Annotated in this window: 16 protein-coding genes and 1 tRNA gene; 4 read left to right on the top strand and 13 right to left on the bottom strand. The window is 40.8% G+C overall.

Annotation, left to right across the window (positions count from 1 at the left end):
• Window positions 1–111 precede the first annotated feature (111 nt).
• Together BUA59_RS21270 and BUA59_RS21265 are read right to left on the bottom strand one after the other, a co-directional pair.
• Window positions 112–816 (bottom strand): O-methyltransferase, encoded by a 705-nt coding sequence (locus BUA59_RS21270; protein ID WP_072841901.1) that lies wholly within the window; start codon window positions 814–816, stop codon window positions 112–114.
• Complete coding sequence (locus tag BUA59_RS21265) at window positions 806–1537, bottom strand: DUF599 domain-containing protein (protein WP_084122625.1); 732 nt, start codon at window positions 1535–1537, stop codon at window positions 806–808. The genes BUA59_RS21270 and BUA59_RS21265 overlap by 11 nt, the downstream gene beginning before the upstream one ends.
• Before the next feature lie 183 nt (window positions 1538–1720).
• On the opposite strand from BUA59_RS21265, the gene BUA59_RS21260 reads away from it, so the two are divergent.
• Window positions 1721–1805: transfer RNA gene (locus BUA59_RS21260), tRNA-Leu, on the top strand.
• A 170-nt stretch (window positions 1806–1975) separates the two neighbouring features.
• Here the strand turns inward: BUA59_RS21260 and pyrC are convergent.
• The 5 genes from pyrC to sbcB form a co-directional block, all read right to left on the bottom strand.
• A complete protein-coding gene (pyrC, locus tag BUA59_RS21255; RefSeq protein WP_072841899.1) occupies window positions 1976–3007 on the bottom strand; it encodes a dihydroorotase in 1032 nt (343 codons plus the stop codon).
• Window positions 3008–3014: 7 nt separating this feature from the next.
• Window positions 3015–4814 carry an LTA synthase family protein gene (locus tag BUA59_RS21250; protein WP_175550804.1) on the bottom strand — a complete coding sequence of 600 codons (1800 nt, stop codon included), beginning with the start codon at window positions 4812–4814 and terminating at the stop codon, window positions 3015–3017.
• 223 nt (window positions 4815–5037) lie between these two features.
• Window positions 5038–6969, bottom strand: a complete 1932-nt coding sequence (locus BUA59_RS21245; protein WP_072841895.1) for a DEAD/DEAH box helicase — start codon at window positions 6967–6969, stop codon at window positions 5038–5040.
• A 174-nt stretch (window positions 6970–7143) separates the two neighbouring features.
• Window positions 7144–8181, bottom strand: a complete 1038-nt coding sequence (locus BUA59_RS21240) for an AI-2E family transporter (protein ID WP_072841893.1) — start codon at window positions 8179–8181, stop codon at window positions 7144–7146.
• A gap of 9 nt (window positions 8182–8190) precedes the next feature.
• Complete coding sequence (gene sbcB / locus BUA59_RS21235; RefSeq protein ID WP_072841970.1) at window positions 8191–9645, bottom strand: exodeoxyribonuclease I; 1455 nt, start codon at window positions 9643–9645, stop codon at window positions 8191–8193.
• 80 nt (window positions 9646–9725) lie between these two features.
• Between sbcB and BUA59_RS21230 the strand changes: the two genes are divergently transcribed.
• The gene (locus tag BUA59_RS21230; protein WP_072841892.1) at window positions 9726–10235 is read left to right on the top strand and encodes a YchJ family protein; all 510 of its coding nucleotides are present in this window, start codon (window positions 9726–9728) and stop codon (window positions 10233–10235) included.
• 1 nt (window position 10236) lies between these two features.
• Here BUA59_RS21230 and BUA59_RS21225 read toward each other — a convergent pair whose 3' ends face one another.
• From BUA59_RS21225 to BUA59_RS21210, 4 genes are all read right to left on the bottom strand, one after another.
• Entirely contained in the window at window positions 10237–11316 is a 1080-nt protein-coding gene (locus BUA59_RS21225; RefSeq protein ID WP_084122623.1) for an HD domain-containing phosphohydrolase, read from the bottom strand.
• A complete protein-coding gene (locus tag BUA59_RS21220; RefSeq protein WP_072841888.1) occupies window positions 11313–13715 on the bottom strand; it encodes an ATP-binding protein in 2403 nt (800 codons plus the stop codon). Before BUA59_RS21220 ends, BUA59_RS21225 begins: the two co-directional genes overlap by 4 nt.
• Window positions 13716–13723: 8 nt before the next feature.
• Window positions 13724–14233, bottom strand: coding sequence for a putative pterin-binding protein (locus BUA59_RS21215; protein ID WP_072841886.1), 510 nt, complete (start codon window positions 14231–14233; stop codon window positions 13724–13726).
• A gap of 180 nt (window positions 14234–14413) precedes the next feature.
• On the bottom strand, window positions 14414–15313 hold the full coding sequence (locus tag BUA59_RS21210) for an aldo/keto reductase (protein WP_072841885.1): 900 nt from the start codon (window positions 15311–15313) through the stop codon (window positions 14414–14416).
• 291 nt (window positions 15314–15604) lie between these two features.
• Here BUA59_RS21210 and aroA point away from each other — a divergent pair, with 291 nt between their 5' ends.
• On the top strand, window positions 15605–16882 hold the full coding sequence (aroA, locus tag BUA59_RS21205) for a 3-phosphoshikimate 1-carboxyvinyltransferase (protein ID WP_072841883.1): 1278 nt from the start codon (window positions 15605–15607) through the stop codon (window positions 16880–16882).
• Window positions 16883–17059: 177 nt separating this feature from the next.
• Here aroA and BUA59_RS24045 read toward each other — a convergent pair whose 3' ends face one another.
• Both BUA59_RS24045 and BUA59_RS24040 read right to left on the bottom strand, forming a co-directional pair.
• Complete coding sequence (locus BUA59_RS24045; protein ID WP_217653762.1) at window positions 17060–17500, bottom strand: MBL fold metallo-hydrolase; 441 nt, start codon at window positions 17498–17500, stop codon at window positions 17060–17062.
• Window positions 17501–17731: an MBL fold metallo-hydrolase gene (locus BUA59_RS24040; protein ID WP_217653761.1), complete on the bottom strand. Its 231-nt coding sequence runs from the start codon at window positions 17729–17731 to the stop codon at window positions 17501–17503.
• Between the two features lie 141 nt (window positions 17732–17872).
• On the opposite strand from BUA59_RS24040, the gene BUA59_RS21195 reads away from it, so the two are divergent.
• Window positions 17873–18135 (top strand): transposase (locus tag BUA59_RS21195; protein WP_139248943.1); only part of this gene is annotated, 263 nt, incomplete at its 3' end.

Below are 18135 nucleotides of genomic sequence, written 5' to 3'. Positions count from 1 at the left end.
AGGCTGCCCCACTAAAAAAAGTAAAAAGTCACAATAAACTTATGGATATAAACACGTTAGAGGCATTTGGGAAGGAACAAAGAAGATACCTGATCACTTTGCGATCAGGCTTTAGGTGTTTTTTCGAACCAAGGTTAGGCCATCCCCAATCGGAATGAGGGACAGTTCAACGTCTATATCATCATGAATGGTTTTATTTAACTCGCGAACAATCTTTGTGTCTTTATCGATAAACGCCTCATCCGCGACATTCCCCCACCACAGAGTATTATCGATTAACAAACAACCGCCCGGACGTAATAATTGTTTCGCCAATTGATAGTAGGTCAAAAGGTTTTGCTTATCTGCGTCGATAAAGATGAAGTCGAAGGTTTCACGCTCAGCATCTAGAAAAGATTCCATAACAGGCAAGGCTTTATCACAGTAGGTCGTAACACGATCCATCACGCCAGCTTGGTCTAAATAGCGAGTAGCAATATCCAGCCACATTTGCTTTTTCTCGATAGCGACTAATCTTGCTTCTTTTGGCATCGCCATCGCCATAGACAAAGTGCTGTAGCCAGTAAAAACGCCAATTTCGAGAAGTTTCTTTGGCGCTTGTAGCTTAACCAACAAGGCTAACAACTGCCCCACTTCCGGCGACAGCTGCATACGAGCCATATGATATTGAGCTGTTTCACGACGTAAGGCTCTTAATAAACCGTCCTCACGAACGGAGACATCAACCAAATACTGGTAAAGCTTGTCATCAACATTAACGGTACGATTAACAGGCTTATCATCTTCAGGTAAAGGTTTAGGAAAATTAGGAAGCATGAGATTTCATAACGAGTCCGCGGCTCAAGGTTTTGAATGTTTTAGAACGGAATTCACGGCGATAAAGTACCGCTACAACCATCAAGCTGGCAGCCATACAGAAATACGGACCAAGGAACCAACCACAAAAAGCCATCGCAAAATAGAAAGCACGTAAACCGTAGTTAAATTGGTTTGCGGCTAGACTGCAAATTTGCGCCATATGCATGGCATAAAGTTCACGCTCGCTATCTTCGATACCACGCTCTGTCGCTAATGGCGCACTGCCAACTAATACGGAGCAAAAGTTATATTGTCTAACGGACCAAGTGAAAGTGAAAAATGCGTAAGAAAAAATTACTACTAAAACGATAATTTTCAATTCCCACTCTTGCTGACTCATCGGAGATAAAAGATAAAAATCCGATAAAATGCCAAGCGCTTTTTCTGAATAGTTAAAAGCGGTAAAAAGACCCGCAATAATCAACAAGCTGCTTGAAGCAAAAAACAAACTACTTCTTTCTAAGTTCGCCATTACAGAGGCATCCGCAATGCGATTATCTCGTCTAAGTAAGCGTGACATCCAAGCTAATCGAAACTGATGCAATACGCTTACCAAACAAGAGCGACGCTTAGAATTATATTGAGCATAAAAAGCATACCCCCACCAACACGCAAAAAAGACAAAAAGTGTTGCTATATCAAGGGGGTTTAACAGTAATGAAATAGAATGCTTTTCCATATTTTAACTCTGCTGAAAGAACAGTTTAGGGTGACAATATTAGACCACTTTTCACTTTACATGTCCCAGTTTCCGCTTAGAAAATTCAGCAAATCATTCTAAAAAAATAAATATAAATACTTCATCAAAAAACACTTGCATCGATAGAAAATATCGGTAAGATCTCGCCCGTCAACACGACATGCGGATGTGGTGGAATTGGTAGACACGCTGGATTTAGGTTCCAGTGCTTCACGGCGTGAGAGTTCGAGTCTCTCCATCCGCACCATCTTATTTGTTTCTTAGCACTCACCTCTTAAGTCAAATTACGAAATTACTAACCTTTTTATTAATTTATAAAACACTCATATCTTTATCATCACGTTTTTGGCATAAAAAAACCGAACCCATTTACTGAATTCGGTTCTATATAGTTACCTAGCCTCAAACCAAGTTACTTTATTTCAATTTCCAAGATACTTGTTTGCCAGCAAAGAAAGGCACAATTGGCTCTCCGTTCGGCAAAGTAATACTGTTAGGCACTTCCCAAGACTCGCGAATCAAGGTCACTTTTTCTGTGTTACGCGGCAAACCATAGAAGTCAGCACCATAAAGGCTTGCAAAGCCCTCTAGCTTGTCAAGGGCGCCTAGCTCATCAAATACTTGTGTGTATAGCTCAAGCGCAGACCAAGCACTGTAACAGCCCGCACAACCACAATCTGACTCTTTACGGTGTTTAGCATGTGGGGCAGAGTCAGTTCCCAAGAAAAACTTAGGCGATCCAGATTTAACCACTTCACGCAAAGCTTGCTGGTGAGTACTGCGTTTAAGCACAGGCAAACAATAGTTATGTGGACGAACACCACCATCTAGCATGTCATTTCTATTCAACAATAAATGCTGAGGCGTAATAGTTGCAGCAACACCATCACGAGCCGCCAAGACAAAATCCACGGCATTTTTCGTAGTAATATGCTCGAAAACCACTTTCAGGTTTGGCACTCGCTCAACGATTTTTACCATATGCTGATCGATAAATTCTTTTTCACGATCAAAGATATCAATGTGTTTTTGCGTTACTTCACCATGAATCAGCAACAGCATATCGTTGTCAGCCAAGGCTTCAAACACTGGATACAAGGATTCAAGTGAGTTCACACCAGAATCAGAGTTGGTAGTCGCCCCAGCAGGATACATTTTGGCAGCTAATACACCGGCATTTTTCGCATCTTGAATATCTTGAACGCTGGTTTTGTCCGTTAGATAAATAGTCATAACCGGCATAAAAGTACTACCAGCAGGACGAGCCGCTAAAATACGCTCTTTGTAGCTTAATGCTAACTCAGCAGTCGTAACCGGCGGTACCAAATTAGGCATCACCACAGCACGCTCAAAACAACGCGCTGTCGCAGGTACCGTTTCAAGCAACATATCTTGATCACGAAAATGTAAGTGCCAATCATCTGGCTTGAGAATAGTAATTTCGTTCATTATTTACCTACTGTTTTTTTTCAGACGAAAAGTTGTATAGCGAATTATCAATAAGCCCATTAGTGTAAATTTGTATATAGGCTTTTAATCGCTGCTCTAATTTCTCTAGATTTACTGGCTGCACCAAACCCGCAGGCTTAGTAAATGTTTTTGGTAGCTCACCAGTTTCAACTAATGCACCCTCTGCCATAGGCAACTTCACATATTTTCCTTGTGATAATAACCAAAAAGCATCGTCTTCCTTGATGATTGCATCTGCACGAGCATTCTGTTCCAACAATGAACGCCCAAATGGCAAGATTTTCTCTTGCTCTGGCAGATTCAAATAATCAACGATTGTAGCAGGGATATCGATTTGTTGAGCCATATCGGTGATAACACCATTATCTATTTCTTGATTAGGCTGATACAAAATAATGGGGACCTGATGACGACCTAAAGAAGAGGCAAAACGAGGATCGAAGTTATCCGATGTATGGTCAGCAGTAAGAACAAACAAAGTATCTTTATACCAATCTTTGGTGGCCGCCTCCTCAAAAAAACGTCTCAATGCAATATCGGAGTATTGAATAACTCTATGCATTGGGATATCACCTTCTTGTATTTTATCTACATACTGATCAGGCAAAGTATACGGAGGGTGAGAGCTGATAGTAAAAATACCCGCCATAAATGGCTTAGACATTTTATCCATCTCATTTACAGTAAACTTAAGAAATGGTTCATCAAAAATCCCCCACTGCCCATCAAACTGGGAAGAATCAGGATATTCATTAAGTCCAAAATAGCGATCAAAGCCAAATCGATAGGTTGTGTCGTCAAAGTACATGCTGCCATTCTTCGCACCATGGAAAAAAGCAGTACTGTATCCATAAGGCTTTACGATTTCACCCAAGCCATGCATTACATTTGACTGATACGGCGATCGCATAAAAGCCTCAGACATCAGTGATGGGACACCCACTAAAACCGATGGAATAGCTTCAATAGAACGACGACCGTTCGCAATGCCATTTGGGAAAAAGCGCCCCTTCTCAGACAGCTCTTCTAAAAAAGGTGCGTATGATTTCAAACCATAAGGAGGACCCAAATACTCCAAGCCAAAGCTCTCCAAGATCAAAATAACAACATTATGCTTTTTAATTTCAGAATCACTAGAGATCGATTTATTTTTATCAGCTATTGCCATCAACAAATCACTGTCAGAGGCAAAATAAGCCACCTTTTCTAAATGATCAGCATCCTCTTTTAAAAGTGAAAATGGCGTATTTAGAACAAGAGCCCCTAACCCGCTAGAAGGATAACTATATGCATTCAGAGCTCTAATAGGCTTAGATTGAAATCCTCCCCGCCCAGCCAATACAAAAACCACTGTTAGTACAAGGCAAAGTAACACAACCCAGAATTTGGGCATAAAAATCGGTTTAAGTCGCTTGCTCACCTTAAAAAACAACACGGCATAAAGAAAATAAATCAAAATGCTACCGACAACATACCACCAATAAACAAGGATTAACTCAGGCAACTGGGATACAACATCATTGGCCATAGAGAGCACTTCAAGACCACTACGACGGCCTGTGTATGGGAAATAAACGGTATCCATGAAGTTAATGATAATTGCCGATACACTTACAAAAAACAAGTAGACAAAAACCATTACCATATTCGCTTTGAATAAAGCGCGAAACCAAATTGAAACAAACAAGAAAAGTAAGAGTAAAGAATTTAATAGCGCAATAGTCGCTAAATCAAATCGCAAACCATGCAATAGAGCCAGCAATATATTATCAGAGGTTTCAGCCACAAAATAATCTGAGTGGACTCCAAAAAAGTACAACCGGGTTAAAATAAACCCTATAAATATCAAAATTAGCCCAACACCTAAAAAGACAAGAGGTGTTATATTTATTCTTTTGTTTTTATTATCTTGATGCATGCTGACCCTTTTCAATCAGAGTAAATATTAACGTTCATTTATAACAAAAAAAAACCGCGATTAGGCGGTTTTTTTATTTACATCATTCTAATTAATCGTTTTTACGTGGTGCTCTTGGACGACGCTCGCCGCTGCGATTTGCATCGCGATCACGACCGCCACCAGCACTTGGACGACGACGCTCACCACCAGATGGACGACGATCACCACCAGATGGGCGACGATCACCGCCACCAGCTGGACGCTTACGAGTAGAAGGTGCTGCTGCACGCTTATTCAACTCATCGGCATTGTCTAGCTTAGCAATGTCAGTACGCTGACCACAAATACGAGTTTTACCCAACTTACCTAATGCATCCGCGCTTAGGTTAGAAGGTAAATCGACTGTAGCAAAATCTTCATAGATTTCGATATGACCAATGTAACGGCTTTCAATGTCAGCTTCGTTAGCAATCGCACCAACGATGTTGCCAGGCTTAACACCATCACTATAGCCAACTTGAACAACATAACGCGTCATAGACGTATCAGGATCATCCTTTAATGGCATAGCTTCTGCCGTAACTGGACGAACTTTACGTTCGCGTGGTGCACGATCGCCACGATCGCCACGGTCTCCGCGATCACCACGGTCTCCGCGACCGCCATCACGATCATCACGATCATCACGACGTTCTCTGCGTTCTTGACGAACTTCCATTTCAGATAACAACAATGGTGTTTTACCTTGAGCCATATGAGCCAAAGCAGCCGCCATTTTCAATGGATCAACTTCGTTTTCTTTCTGGTAGCTTTGAACAAGTTCCAAGAAGAAATCAAGGTTTTCGTTATCCATCGCATCTGTAATGCTCTGCTTGAAGCGATTAACACGATGCGCATTAATATCTGAAGCAGTTGGTAGTGTCATGCTCTCAATTGGCTGACGAGTTGCGCGCTCAATCGCTTGCAACATACGACGCTCGCGATGAGCAACAAACAATATTGCTGTACCAAGACGACCAGCACGACCAGTACGACCGATACGGTGAACGTAGGATTCAGTATCATATGGAATATCGTAGTTAACAACGTGACTTACGCGTTCTACATCCAAACCACGAGCTACAACGTCAGTTGCAACAAGAATGTCAATTTGACCTTTCTTGATACGATCAACAGTACGTTCACGCAAATTCTGGCTAATGTCACCATTTAAGGCTTCACAAGCGTGGCCACGAGCAGTTAGCTTTTCAGCCAATTCTACTGTTGCCGCTTTTGTACGAACAAAGATGATCATGCCATCATGTTCGTTCATTTCAAGAATACGAGTCAAAGCGTCTAACTTATGTAGACCGCTTACTGGCCAATATTTTTGAGTAATCGTCATCGCAGTAGAAGTTTTTGTAACGATTTTCACTTCTTTAGGATTATTCAAATGACGGTTAGCTACCTGACGAATCACAGGAGGCATAGTCGCAGAGAACAAAGCTATTTGGCGAGTTGGTGGTGTTTGCTCAAGAATCCATTCGACATCGTCGATGAATCCCATACGTAACATTTCATCCGCTTCATCAAGAACTAGGGCTTTAAGACCGTCTAGTTTCAATGTTTTACGACGAATATGATCCATAACACGACCTGGTGTACCAACAACAACTTGAACACCACGTTTTAGTTGGCGAAGTTGAGTGTCGTATGACATGCCGCCGTAAATTGGCAAAACATGAAAATCAGGAAGGTTACGTGCGTAACTTTGAAATGCTTCAGCGACCTGAATAGCAAGTTCACGGGTTGGAGCCAGTACAAGTAATTGTGTCGTTTTATCTGTAACATCAATGCGAGACAGTAGCGGAAGCGCGAACGCTGCTGTCTTACCAGTACCCGTCTGCGCTTGCCCCAAAAGGTCTCGACCTTCTAATAGATATGGAATACTTTGCGCTTGGATAGCAGATGGTTGCTCGTAACCTAAGTCAGCAACCGCTTTAAGAACAGGGGCGATTAGGCCCAACGAATCAAATGTAGGCTGAGTATCAGCGTCAGACATGTAAATTAGTACCTTTTTTTGGTGAGGATAAGGCCTGTAATCATTTACATGCCTTAATGAAATTCTCTAGAAATTCTCGGAGGAAAAACTGATGGCGAAGTATATACAATAAAAGAGAAATAAGCTAGGCCATATTGAAAATAAGATTGGCGCCCTTGCGGCGCCAATCACTTGTTAGTGCTTATTATCAGTATCCACTTTAGAGTCAATCATCACTGCCAACCAATGCATCTTAGGATTTGCCTCGAATGCTAGCTTCATGATGATGGTTAACGGAATCGAAAGCAACATGCCAACTGGACCAAATACCCAACCCCATAGTAGTAAAGAAAGAAACACCACCAAAGTGGAAAGCCCTAACCCACGCCCCATGTAGCGAGGCTCAATCACATTACCAACAATCAGATTCACAATTAAAAACACGCCAGCAACCAAGCCAGCCGATAAGCTACCAAGCTGAACAAAGGCAAGCAAAACAGCAGGAACCGCTGCAATAATAGACCCAATATTTGGTACAAAATTTAAAAGAAATGCACATACACCCCATAAAATAGGGAAATCAACACCTAATACCCACATGAAGAAAGTAATTAGGACACCCGTCAACATACTTAGTAAGGTTTTTATCACTAAATACCGATTAACCGATTTGATGAAGGAATCAAATTTATCCATTGATTTAGAGGCATCACTGAACGCTAAAGACAGTTTTTTAGGCAGTTCAACTGCTTCAAATAAAATGAAAATCACAATCATCACCACCAAAACAAGATTAGTTAGCGCGCTCCCAAGCCCTCTTAAAGCATTCGCAACCATCTGCATTAAAGCGGAAGGATCAATGTACCCCTTCACTTGATCATAAGATACATGCACCCCTAGTCGATTAATCATTTGTATTAAGCTGGACATTTCTTCGCCAAAGCGCGTTTTGTAACTAGGCAGCTGATTGGAAAAATTATCTAGAGATGCACCTACAAGCACAGCAATAGAACTAATTCCAACCAGTATAACTAACACAACCACCAAGATAGAAAGCCAAGTTGGCAGATTCCGACGACGTAAACTGGACATTGCTGGGGCGCAAATAATAGCGATAAAAACTGACAACATGAAAGGCACCACTATTTGAGAGGCCTCCTTCAGCGCAGCAATTATGATCACAAAGGCCGCAAAACCAACTAGCCAATGAATGCCTTTATGCTGTTCATTCATATAAATTCCTTATAAAGGTATCGGATAAATACTTTGAGCGTAATCAGCCAAGTCCTGTAACATAATTTGTTTCGCTGCAGGCAGATCCGGTGTTTGAGCAATTTGATTCAAACGCTCAAAATACTGTTCCATATTGATTGAGCCGCCGCCATCTTTTTCAAGTAAACGAACCTGCCTATATTCTTCCCACTCGAATTGTTGCTGTTCACTCAATTGATCCGGGTAATTTCGACCAATATAACGCATTAACATTTCAGGCAGGCGACGATCATCAAATGACATAGCCAATTCTGACAAATGACTAGCCGGTGTCGAACGAATCTTTTCCATCCTCACCCGATCTTCACGAGAGAAAAAACCACCAGAGTAAAGCATGACATCTGGATCTTTGTGTATTGGTCGATCTTCTTGCATAAAGACATCACTGAGCTTAGCCGCTAAACCAGCATACCCTTTTATGATGGCAAGATTATGACGACAAACCGCACCATCCAATTCTAGACGCTTGACGACATCAGCATCTTTCAAAAAAGTGGCTGGAGCAACTGCCGGAGATTTATTGTAGTGAATCACTTTTAAAGGCAACCTTTCTAGATCCCCCAACTCTTCTTGACGAGTAAAAACTCGATGACGAATCTCATCCACACTCAAATCAATTAAAGGCTGAGCATCTGCCATAAGATCAAAAACAATCACACCATTTTTGTTCGTTGGGTGTGGCGCAACAGGTACAACAAAAGCCGCGTAGTTTTTTGCCTGCCCAAACATCCCAGAAATATGCAAAAAGGGTTTTAGTCGCGCCACATCAATAAATTGCTGCAATTCGTGTTTTTGACGCATTTTGAAATAGTAAGCAAACAATTTTGGCTGCTTACTACGAATTAACTTAGCAATCTCAATGGTCCCATAAACATCAGATAAGGCATCATGCGCTTGTTCATGAGCAATGCCATTTGCTTTCGTGAGTGCTTCCAGCTTCATCGAAACTTGGCCGTCTTCGTTCTTCGGCCAAACAATCCCCTCTGGACGCATAGCATAAGTCATACGCACTAAATCGATCATGTCCCAGCGAGAGCAGTTGTTCTGCCATTCTCTGGCATAAGGATCAATAAAATTACGATAAAAACCATAACGAACGACTTCGTCATCAAAACGGATCGTGTTGTAACCCAAAGCGCAAGTACCAGGCTGCGAAAGCTCAGCCTCTACTGCCTGCATAAATTCTGCTTCGCACAAGCCTTCACGATTAGCATCTTGTGGGCTAATACCTGTCAGCAAGCATGCCTCTGGTTGAGGCAGAACATCCTCCGCTAAGCGGCAATAAAACATGATTGGCTCGCCGATGGGATTAAAATCAAGATCTGTTCTAATCCCAGCAAACTGCATAGGACGATCTCGCGCAGGGTCCGTTCCGGTTGTCTCAAAATCAAACCAAAAAAATGAAGTGGGGCCCGATGAAGTCACAAATAATTCCTGTAAGCCGTTAAATAAAAAAGGTATTATACGCATCTTGGCGTGCATTTGGCGATGAGAGGAGTAGATCTATGCCAGTCCCAATGATTTGCCCATGCGGAACAGAAAGTCCTTATGAGATGTGTTGTGGTATGTACCACAACAATCCAGGCACCGCTCCGACAGCAGAAACACTAATGCGTTCGCGCTACACGGCTTTTGCTATTGGTGATTTTCAATACATAGCCGCCACGCAAAAATTAGAAGATGAGCCAGATCAAGACACTGCAGACATCCAAGACAGTAATGAACATACCAAATGGATAAAGCTAGAAATTAATGCAACAGAAGATGGCTTGGAAAAAGACAAAACAGGGGTTGTCGCCTTCTCTGCTCATTTCAAAGAAGGCAAACATATAGGTCGCCTAAACGAACGATCGATATTTAAAAAGATAAAAGGACAATGGTTCTATATTGCTGGTGAGCACGATATTCAGAAGAACACGCCGTTAATTAATTCTGAAGCTATGAACATAGGCAGGAATGACCCATGCCTATGTGGATCTGGTAAAAAATTCAAGAAATGCTGTGCTGTTGCTTAACTTAGTCAACAGCGTCCCATTTTTCTTTTATGCTTCTCAGCTCATCTTCAATGGATAAAAAAGTGCGCACCAACTCTGGATCAAAGTGTGTGCTTGCCGCTTGCTGAATATGCTCAAACGACTCTTCTATTGTCCAACTCTTCTTGTAAGGACGCTTCATAGTAAGCGCATCAAATACATCCGCTAAAGCAACAATACGAGCGGATTGTGGGATATTTTCCCCTATTAATCCTGATGGATAACCCGTTCCATCCCATCTTTCATGATGACCTAATGCAACTTCTGCTGCCAATTTAAATAATGGCGCTTCTCCCCTTATTAAAATTTCATGCCCAATGACGGTATGCTGACGCATTATCACCCATTCATCATCTGTTAGCTTATTAGGAGATTTTAAAATGCTATGAGGAATACCCACCTTACCAGTATCGTGCATAGGTGCAGCCAGTTTTAACAATTCGACCTGTGATTCTTCCCACCCTATCGTCCTAGCTAATGCTGCACAATAATCCGCCATTCTCCACATATGCACACCAGTATCGGTGTCGTTAAGCTGACTTACCGCACCTAACATACCTATAGCGGACTCCAATGCTTCATCAAGCTCTCGAGTTCTATCATCAATAATTTGTTTGTTACGTAAATTTTCTTCAGCTAATTTTAAATGGGTTGACACTCTAGCTAAAGTTGTTAGAGGCGTTATTGGCTTAGTAATAAAATCCACACAACCAACATCAAAACCTTTTTGCTCGTGCTGAGGATCAGTAACAGCAGTTAAAAAAATAACAGGAATGTCTTGTGTTTTTGGGTTGGATTTCAATCGCTCACATACTTCAAAACCATTCATATCTGGCATCATAATATCCAGCAATATAATATCTGGTAAGCATCGATCAATAATATTTAAAGCTAACAGTCCGCTTTTTGCCACTTGAACATGGTACTGTTCCGACAGAATATCTTTAAGTAAATCAATATTTCTAGGCACATCATCAACAATAAGTACTCTTTTGTTTTTTGAAGCCATCCGACTTACTATTTCCTTTGTACTAGCCAATTCGCTCTCCTTTACTACACTCATGACACGAAGCCACGTTTAAAAGCCTGAATCTTACCCATGGCATCTTGATAATCATAAGAAGAAATATCTTCTAGGGCAGACTTTAAAATATCTATACCTTCGTAATCAGAACATTTTTCGATTATTTTTTTGACTAACATTTCAGAATCAGAATCTCCACTCTCTAAAAAAAATTCTAATTTTTCAATGTCAGACCATAAAGAAATTAAACCTTTATTATCCCGCGAAAAAGAGCCGCTTTCTTTTTTAGTCAACGAGTTAAATCCATACTTCATTATCCAAAACTCAAGCTTTTCAATCAAAAGATATGGATCTAACGGTTTATACAAAACATCATCAATACCTAAATCTGCAAGGTTCTCTTGCTTTAAACTTAAAGCATCGGCCGTCAAAAAAAGAATAGGGGGTTTTTTGTTACGCAATGAGCTGAATATCTTTTCACTGGCCTCATAACCATCCATTATGGGCATCCTAATATCCATTAGAATCAAATCATAATCGAGAAGAAGTGACTTTTCCCAAGCATCTTTACCGTTTTCAACCCAATCAACGGATGCCCCTAGCTTTTCAACTATAGCCTTAACGATATTGGCATTTATTTTATTATCTTCAGCTAATAATATAGTTTTGCTTTTAAAGAACTCTTTATTATCTAAAGCAGCCTTAATGGATTTCTCATTCTTTGAATCGTCTTCACCTAAACTAAAAGCAGCTATTTTTTTATGCAGATTGGTAGGAGTAACAAGTCCTGACACTTGACAATCAGGCATATTTAAATCGCTACCATTTAAAAATAGTATATGCCTTTCAAGACCTTTGAGTTGTTCAGAAACCATACCTTCATCATTCAGCCAATGACGGCCTGCAATTATCGTCAAGTGATTTTCTGACATATCCGATAGTTTCAACTTAGAGATACGGTCAAAATTTAGCTCTGTAAAAAAAGAAGCTATGCCAAGGTCTTCTTCAAATATAGTCACATTTTCTAAATGTGGTAAAGTCGATTTCGAATCTGGACGGTAAGGAAGTTTAATTGTAAAAACACTACCTTCGTTCAATACACTTTTATAAGAAATATTACCCCCAAGCAATCCCACTAGTTTTTGCGTAATACTCAACCCCAAGCCAGTACCACCATATAATCTTGTAGTACTGCTATCGGCTTGTTTAAACACACCAAACACATCGACATTGTCAGCTATACCAATACCACTGTCCTGCACATCAATCAAAATTCCTTCGGTATTTGATTGATGAATTTTAACCATGACGGAACCGGAATCAGTAAACTTAATTGCATTACCAACCAAATTTACTAGAATTTGCTGAAGTCTGGTCTTATCACCAATCAAACTATCACTAATGGTAAAATCACGAACAATCATAAAATCTAACTTTTTGGATCGAGCTGGGTTTTCACCCGTCTGATAAACATACTCCAGTACTTCATCTAAGCTAAACGACCTATTTTCTAAATCTATTTTGCCTGATTCAATTTTTGAATAATCTAAAACACTATTAATGATCGAAAGAAGAGCATCGGCCGACTGCTGAATTTTAAGCACTTTTTCGCGATGATCCCTACCCAAATCCCCATCTAATAATAAATAACTAAAGCCGACAATAGCATTCATTGGTGTACGAATTTCATGACTCATTGTTGCTAAAAACTCTGATTTAACTTTTAAAGCTTGCTCTGCAGAAAAAACAGCAATTTCAAGCTCGCCAGCTAATTTCTGAGATCTTTCAAAAGATTGCTTAGCAATCTTTAGCTGCTTAAATAGCATTACTATAATAAAAAACATAGTAACTGTTAGCAGAGCAATCAAAGAACCTAGATAAAGAAAAAGATCTAAGACATCGCGCCTCTGCTCTACCTTATCGCTCGACCTTGAAGCTAGCGTTTCAAATACAATTTTCTCGGTTTTTTTAAGCAGAAGATTACTTTCACTTACTAGCATATCAACATCAATCAAAGATTTATCAGCAAAAAGAAGCTTATCAATTACAATCATTTTTTGCTGAAGCAACCTCATCATTTCTTCAGAGCTTTCTAATCGATCAAAAAGAACTCTTAATTGTCCTGTTTCTAATATATGCACTCGACTATAAAGAATATCAAAACGCGTTCTCGCATCGTTAAGGCGCTCATCACTCAGGTCATCTTCTAATAGATTAAGCGCATTTCTAAGCTTTAATGTCTCTCTATCTAGTTGATAAGCAGCCCATAATGCATCTTCCTCTACCGCTGACATCATCATTTTTTGACGGTCAACCAATTCGGTAAAGATCAGCATTGCTGCTCCCATGAAAATAAGAGCAGTAACCACCAATAAAATAAAAGGCGACGACCCCTTATTACCAAGAACTCTTACAATGGGAGATAGACGAAAAGACATAATGACTTTTACTCAACGTTTATCGATTTGATTTGCCAAACAGAGCGGTTATGAATAACTTCATTATTTAAGCTTGGGTTATCACTAAAAGGATAAAGTAAAAATATCGGCCCCTTATCTCTCACACTCATAACTTTGCCGTTCATGTCCATCGCGAGAATCACATTGTAGTCATCACCATCTTTTTTCGGCACTATCGCACTATAGTCATTTAATGCAGTCATGGATAAGGTAGCTGTTTGAGCACCTACCGCCGACATGACGGAACGCAACAAAGGCCCACGATAAAGATCAACACCCTCACTCCAAGGCGTTACAGTTTTTTGCTCTATAACCTCTAGATTCATCAGCATACCGCGGTCAAATTCAGCTGTATTTTGATCAGTATTAGTATTGGAGATATTTCCAGTGACAGTTAGGATGACAGGCCCTGTTGGTTTAGATAAAACCTGCGCCTGTACAGTAGTAACAGCGAATACTCCAATCACTATCATTCCTGCGAGAACATATTGCTTCATTAAAAACACCTTAAATGGATTAATATTGTGGCAGTATAATGAATAAACATCAGGCTTTCGTTACTAACTTACGAAACGACACGTTTTCTACACCAAGCAAAACAAAGGTCGAACAATAGATACAAAAAAACCGCAGAAGCGGCTTTTATATTCTTTAAGTATATAAAAATTAAAAGATATTTAAGGTACTGGATGACCTTGAGATGCGACCCAAATACAAAACCAATCATCATCACTAAGCGGAGTAGACACAGCATCCACTGCTGCAGCTAAACGAGCAATTTTTCCAGATCCCATGACAGGACAAATACCAGCTGGATGACGCAATAACCACGCGACAACGATTTGATCAACTGTACAATTTTTTTCCTGCGCCAACTTACTCAACACAGCTTGAACTCGCTTTGCTTTTTCGCTTGTTCCTGAAAACAATTCACCACCAGCAAAAGGCGACCAAGCCATCGGTGTTACGGCATGCTGCTGCACATGATCCAATGTGCCATCTTCAAAGTGCTGCAACGCCAGTGGAGATAATTCCACCTGATTAATAATCAACGGCGCATCAAGGCGCGACTGCAACAAATCGAATTGACGAGTGGTAAAGTTGGATACGCCAAAATGCTTAACCTTGCCAAGCGTAAACAACAAATCAAACGTCTGAGCGACTTCATCCGCATCCATCAAAGGACTTGGACGATGCAATAACAAGGTATCGATATGCTCACATTGCAAATTCACCAAAGATCGATCAACACTCGCCAATATATGCTCAGCACGATAATCATAACGATGGACCTGAATGTCTGGGCGATTGTCTGACGGCAACAAAATCCCACACTTAGTGATGATTTCCATCTTATCTCGCAAAGCAGGTTTAAGCTTTAACGCCTCGCCAAACAAAGCTTCACACTGATAACCACCATAAATATCCGCATGATCAAACGTCGTCACACCAAGATCTAAACATGCTTCAATAAAGCCTAGTGTTTCTGAAGAAGCCATATTCCATTCTTCTAGCCGCCAAAAACCTTGAGCGATACGTGACCCTTCAAAACCAAGGGGATGATATTGGTGTCTCATGGATATTTTCCTCAACTTCATTATTTTATTGCCAATCATTCTAAAGAGACTTTGTTATAAAAAACAGCAAACTGAGTGAATCGGCATAACTGACAGGAAACATCATCGAAGGTATACTATGCCTCATTCAAGACTGACCTCTAACGAAAGAGCGACGCGACCACCTACAACGGACAGACTATAACGATTAAATTGCGGGCAATATCGAACACTTATAATTTACACGCAGCGATACACTACTAAACACAAGAACTAAACAATAAACACAACACCACTGTGATGGACTTAATAATGAATTCAATTACGCTAGGCCCTCTTTCCAAAGCCAATGGAGAGATCCAAATTCCGGGTTCCAAAAGCCTTTCAAACCGTATTTTATTGTTAGCAACGCTAGCAAAAGGCACCACAAAAATTACCAACCTACTAGACAGCGACGATATTCGCCGCATGCTAGAAAGCCTAACAAAATTAGGCGTTAACTATTCTCTAGAAGATAACGGCACAACCTGTGTACTAAAAGGACTTGCCGGCCCAATCCAGGCAGATTTCGGTGATTTATTCCTTGGCAACGCGGGTACAGCAATGCGTCCCTTGACTGCAGCACTTTGCCTAGGCAAAGGTGAGTTTCATCTACATGGTGAGCCACGGATGCACGAACGCCCAATTGGTGACCTTGTAGATGCTTTGCAAGCACTGGGTGTCGACATCTCTTACGAAGGCGAAAAGAATTACCCACCTTTACGCATTAAGGCAAATGGTTTATCTGGCGGCGAAGTGTCTATTAAAGGCAACATCTCAAGCCAATTTCTAACCGCTATATTGATGAGCGCCCCATTGGCAAAAGATGATTTAATCATCAAAGTTGATGGTGAATTGGTTTCTAAGCCTTACATAGACATCACGCTACATGCCATGAAGCAATTTGGTGTGGAAGTGGAAAACCAGAATTACCAAGCATTTATTGTGAAAGGTCAGCAAACTTACCAAAGCCCTGGTGAAATCATGGTAGAAGGTGATGCTTCTTCTGCGTCTTACTTCTTGGCAGCTGCTGCTATTGCAGGTGGAAAAATTAAAGTCCACGGCGTTGGTACAGACAGCGTACAAGGTGACGTAAAATTCGCCGATGTACTGGCTAAAATGGGGGCGAAAATCACCTACGGTCCAACTTGGATCGAGGCGGAGCGTAACGAACTTAACGGTATTGATATGGACATGAACCACATTCCTGATGCGGCCATGACCATCGCAACAACTGCACTATTTGCCAAAGGCCCAACAACGATTCGCAACATCTACAACTGGCGCGTGAAAGAAACTGACCGTTTATATGCCATGGCCACTGAACTGAAAAAACTCGGTGCCGACGTCATTGAAGGCGAAGACTTCATTACCGTCACACCCGTTGAGAAACTTCAACATGCGGCCATCGATACTTATAACGATCACCGCATTGCGATGTGCTTCTCACTCGTTGCCTTCTCAGATACGCCAGTGACCATCAACGATCCGGGTTGCACATCAAAAACCTTCCCAACCTATTTTGAATTGTTTAACTCTATAGCTAGCTAAGAGCTTCTTTCGCTTCTTCCCCTTTATTTAAGGGGAAGAACTAGAATTGGGCTGTGTGCTTGTAACCGAGCCTCTTTCGTTATCCTCTTCATTACTTTGCATTCCTAAACTTTATTCCCCTTTTTAATTCAGGAAAAAGCGGAACGCGGAACTTTTACCCTATCTGACTCAAACCATTTATTTCTCATAAACAATATCGTAACTCTTTTTTATTCGTTGAATTTTTGCGAACACCAATTCTCCTAAATGCATACCAGCAATCAAAAGTTGCTCGGTACTAACTAAATCTAGAAGCTTTATCCTTGTTTCAACCGCTTGGAGAGGGTCTTGATCAAATAAAATGGATACATCAGGACGCGTAATTTGAATTTGAGGAAAATGAACAATGTCACCCCAAACTAACAAACTTTGAAGACCCGATTCAATGATATATCCGCAGTGTCCTTCAGTATGTCCTAGAAGAGGCATGGCTCTAATTCCAAGAAGCACCTCTCCTCCATCATTGAATAAACGCAAGTTTGATCGATAACCATCAAATACTTGTCGAGCAATCAAAAAATTACCACGAGCTCGCTCGCTGGCACGACTTAAATTGCCATCACTTTCCCAAAAGGACACTTATCGATGATGAACGATTAATTCTGCATTCGGGAAGACACTATCACCAGATGCATCTATCAACCCTCCCACATGATCAGGATGAGCATGAGCATGTGTCAGAAGAATACTATCTATCTCATTTGACTTTACTCCAGCCAATAATAAATTGCGCTGAAGACAGCCTCCCCAATGTTTAATGCCTTCAGCGCCACTATCAATAAGAATTGTGCGGCCACGACCACGTACCAAATAACAGTTAATATGTACGGATGAATGAGCAATGATACCGAAATCATTTTGTATCTTAGTTGCTTCATTGTAGTGGCATAGTTAATTTGGCCACCTGATTAGGGATGTTAAGATGCATCTCAGAACTAGACAGGTGACTATATGAAAAATCGTACAAGACGCACTTTTAGTACAGAGTTCAAACTTGAAGCTGCGCAATTGGTGACAGAGCAAGGCTATTCAATTATCGAAGCAGCTAAGGCTATGAACGTCAGCAAATCTGCAATGGACCGATGGGTTCGACAACTAAAACAAGAGTATCAAGGTATTACCCCAAAAGCGTCTCCACTCACGCCAGAGCAAATTGAGATTCGTGAGCTCAAGAAGAAAATATCCAACCTTGAGGAACACAATGATATTTTAAA

This window comes from Marinomonas polaris DSM 16579 (assembly GCF_900129155.1).
GTDB lineage: Bacteria > Pseudomonadota > Gammaproteobacteria > Pseudomonadales > Marinomonadaceae > Marinomonas > Marinomonas polaris.
This window is presented reverse-complemented; position numbering and strand designations above follow the sequence as displayed.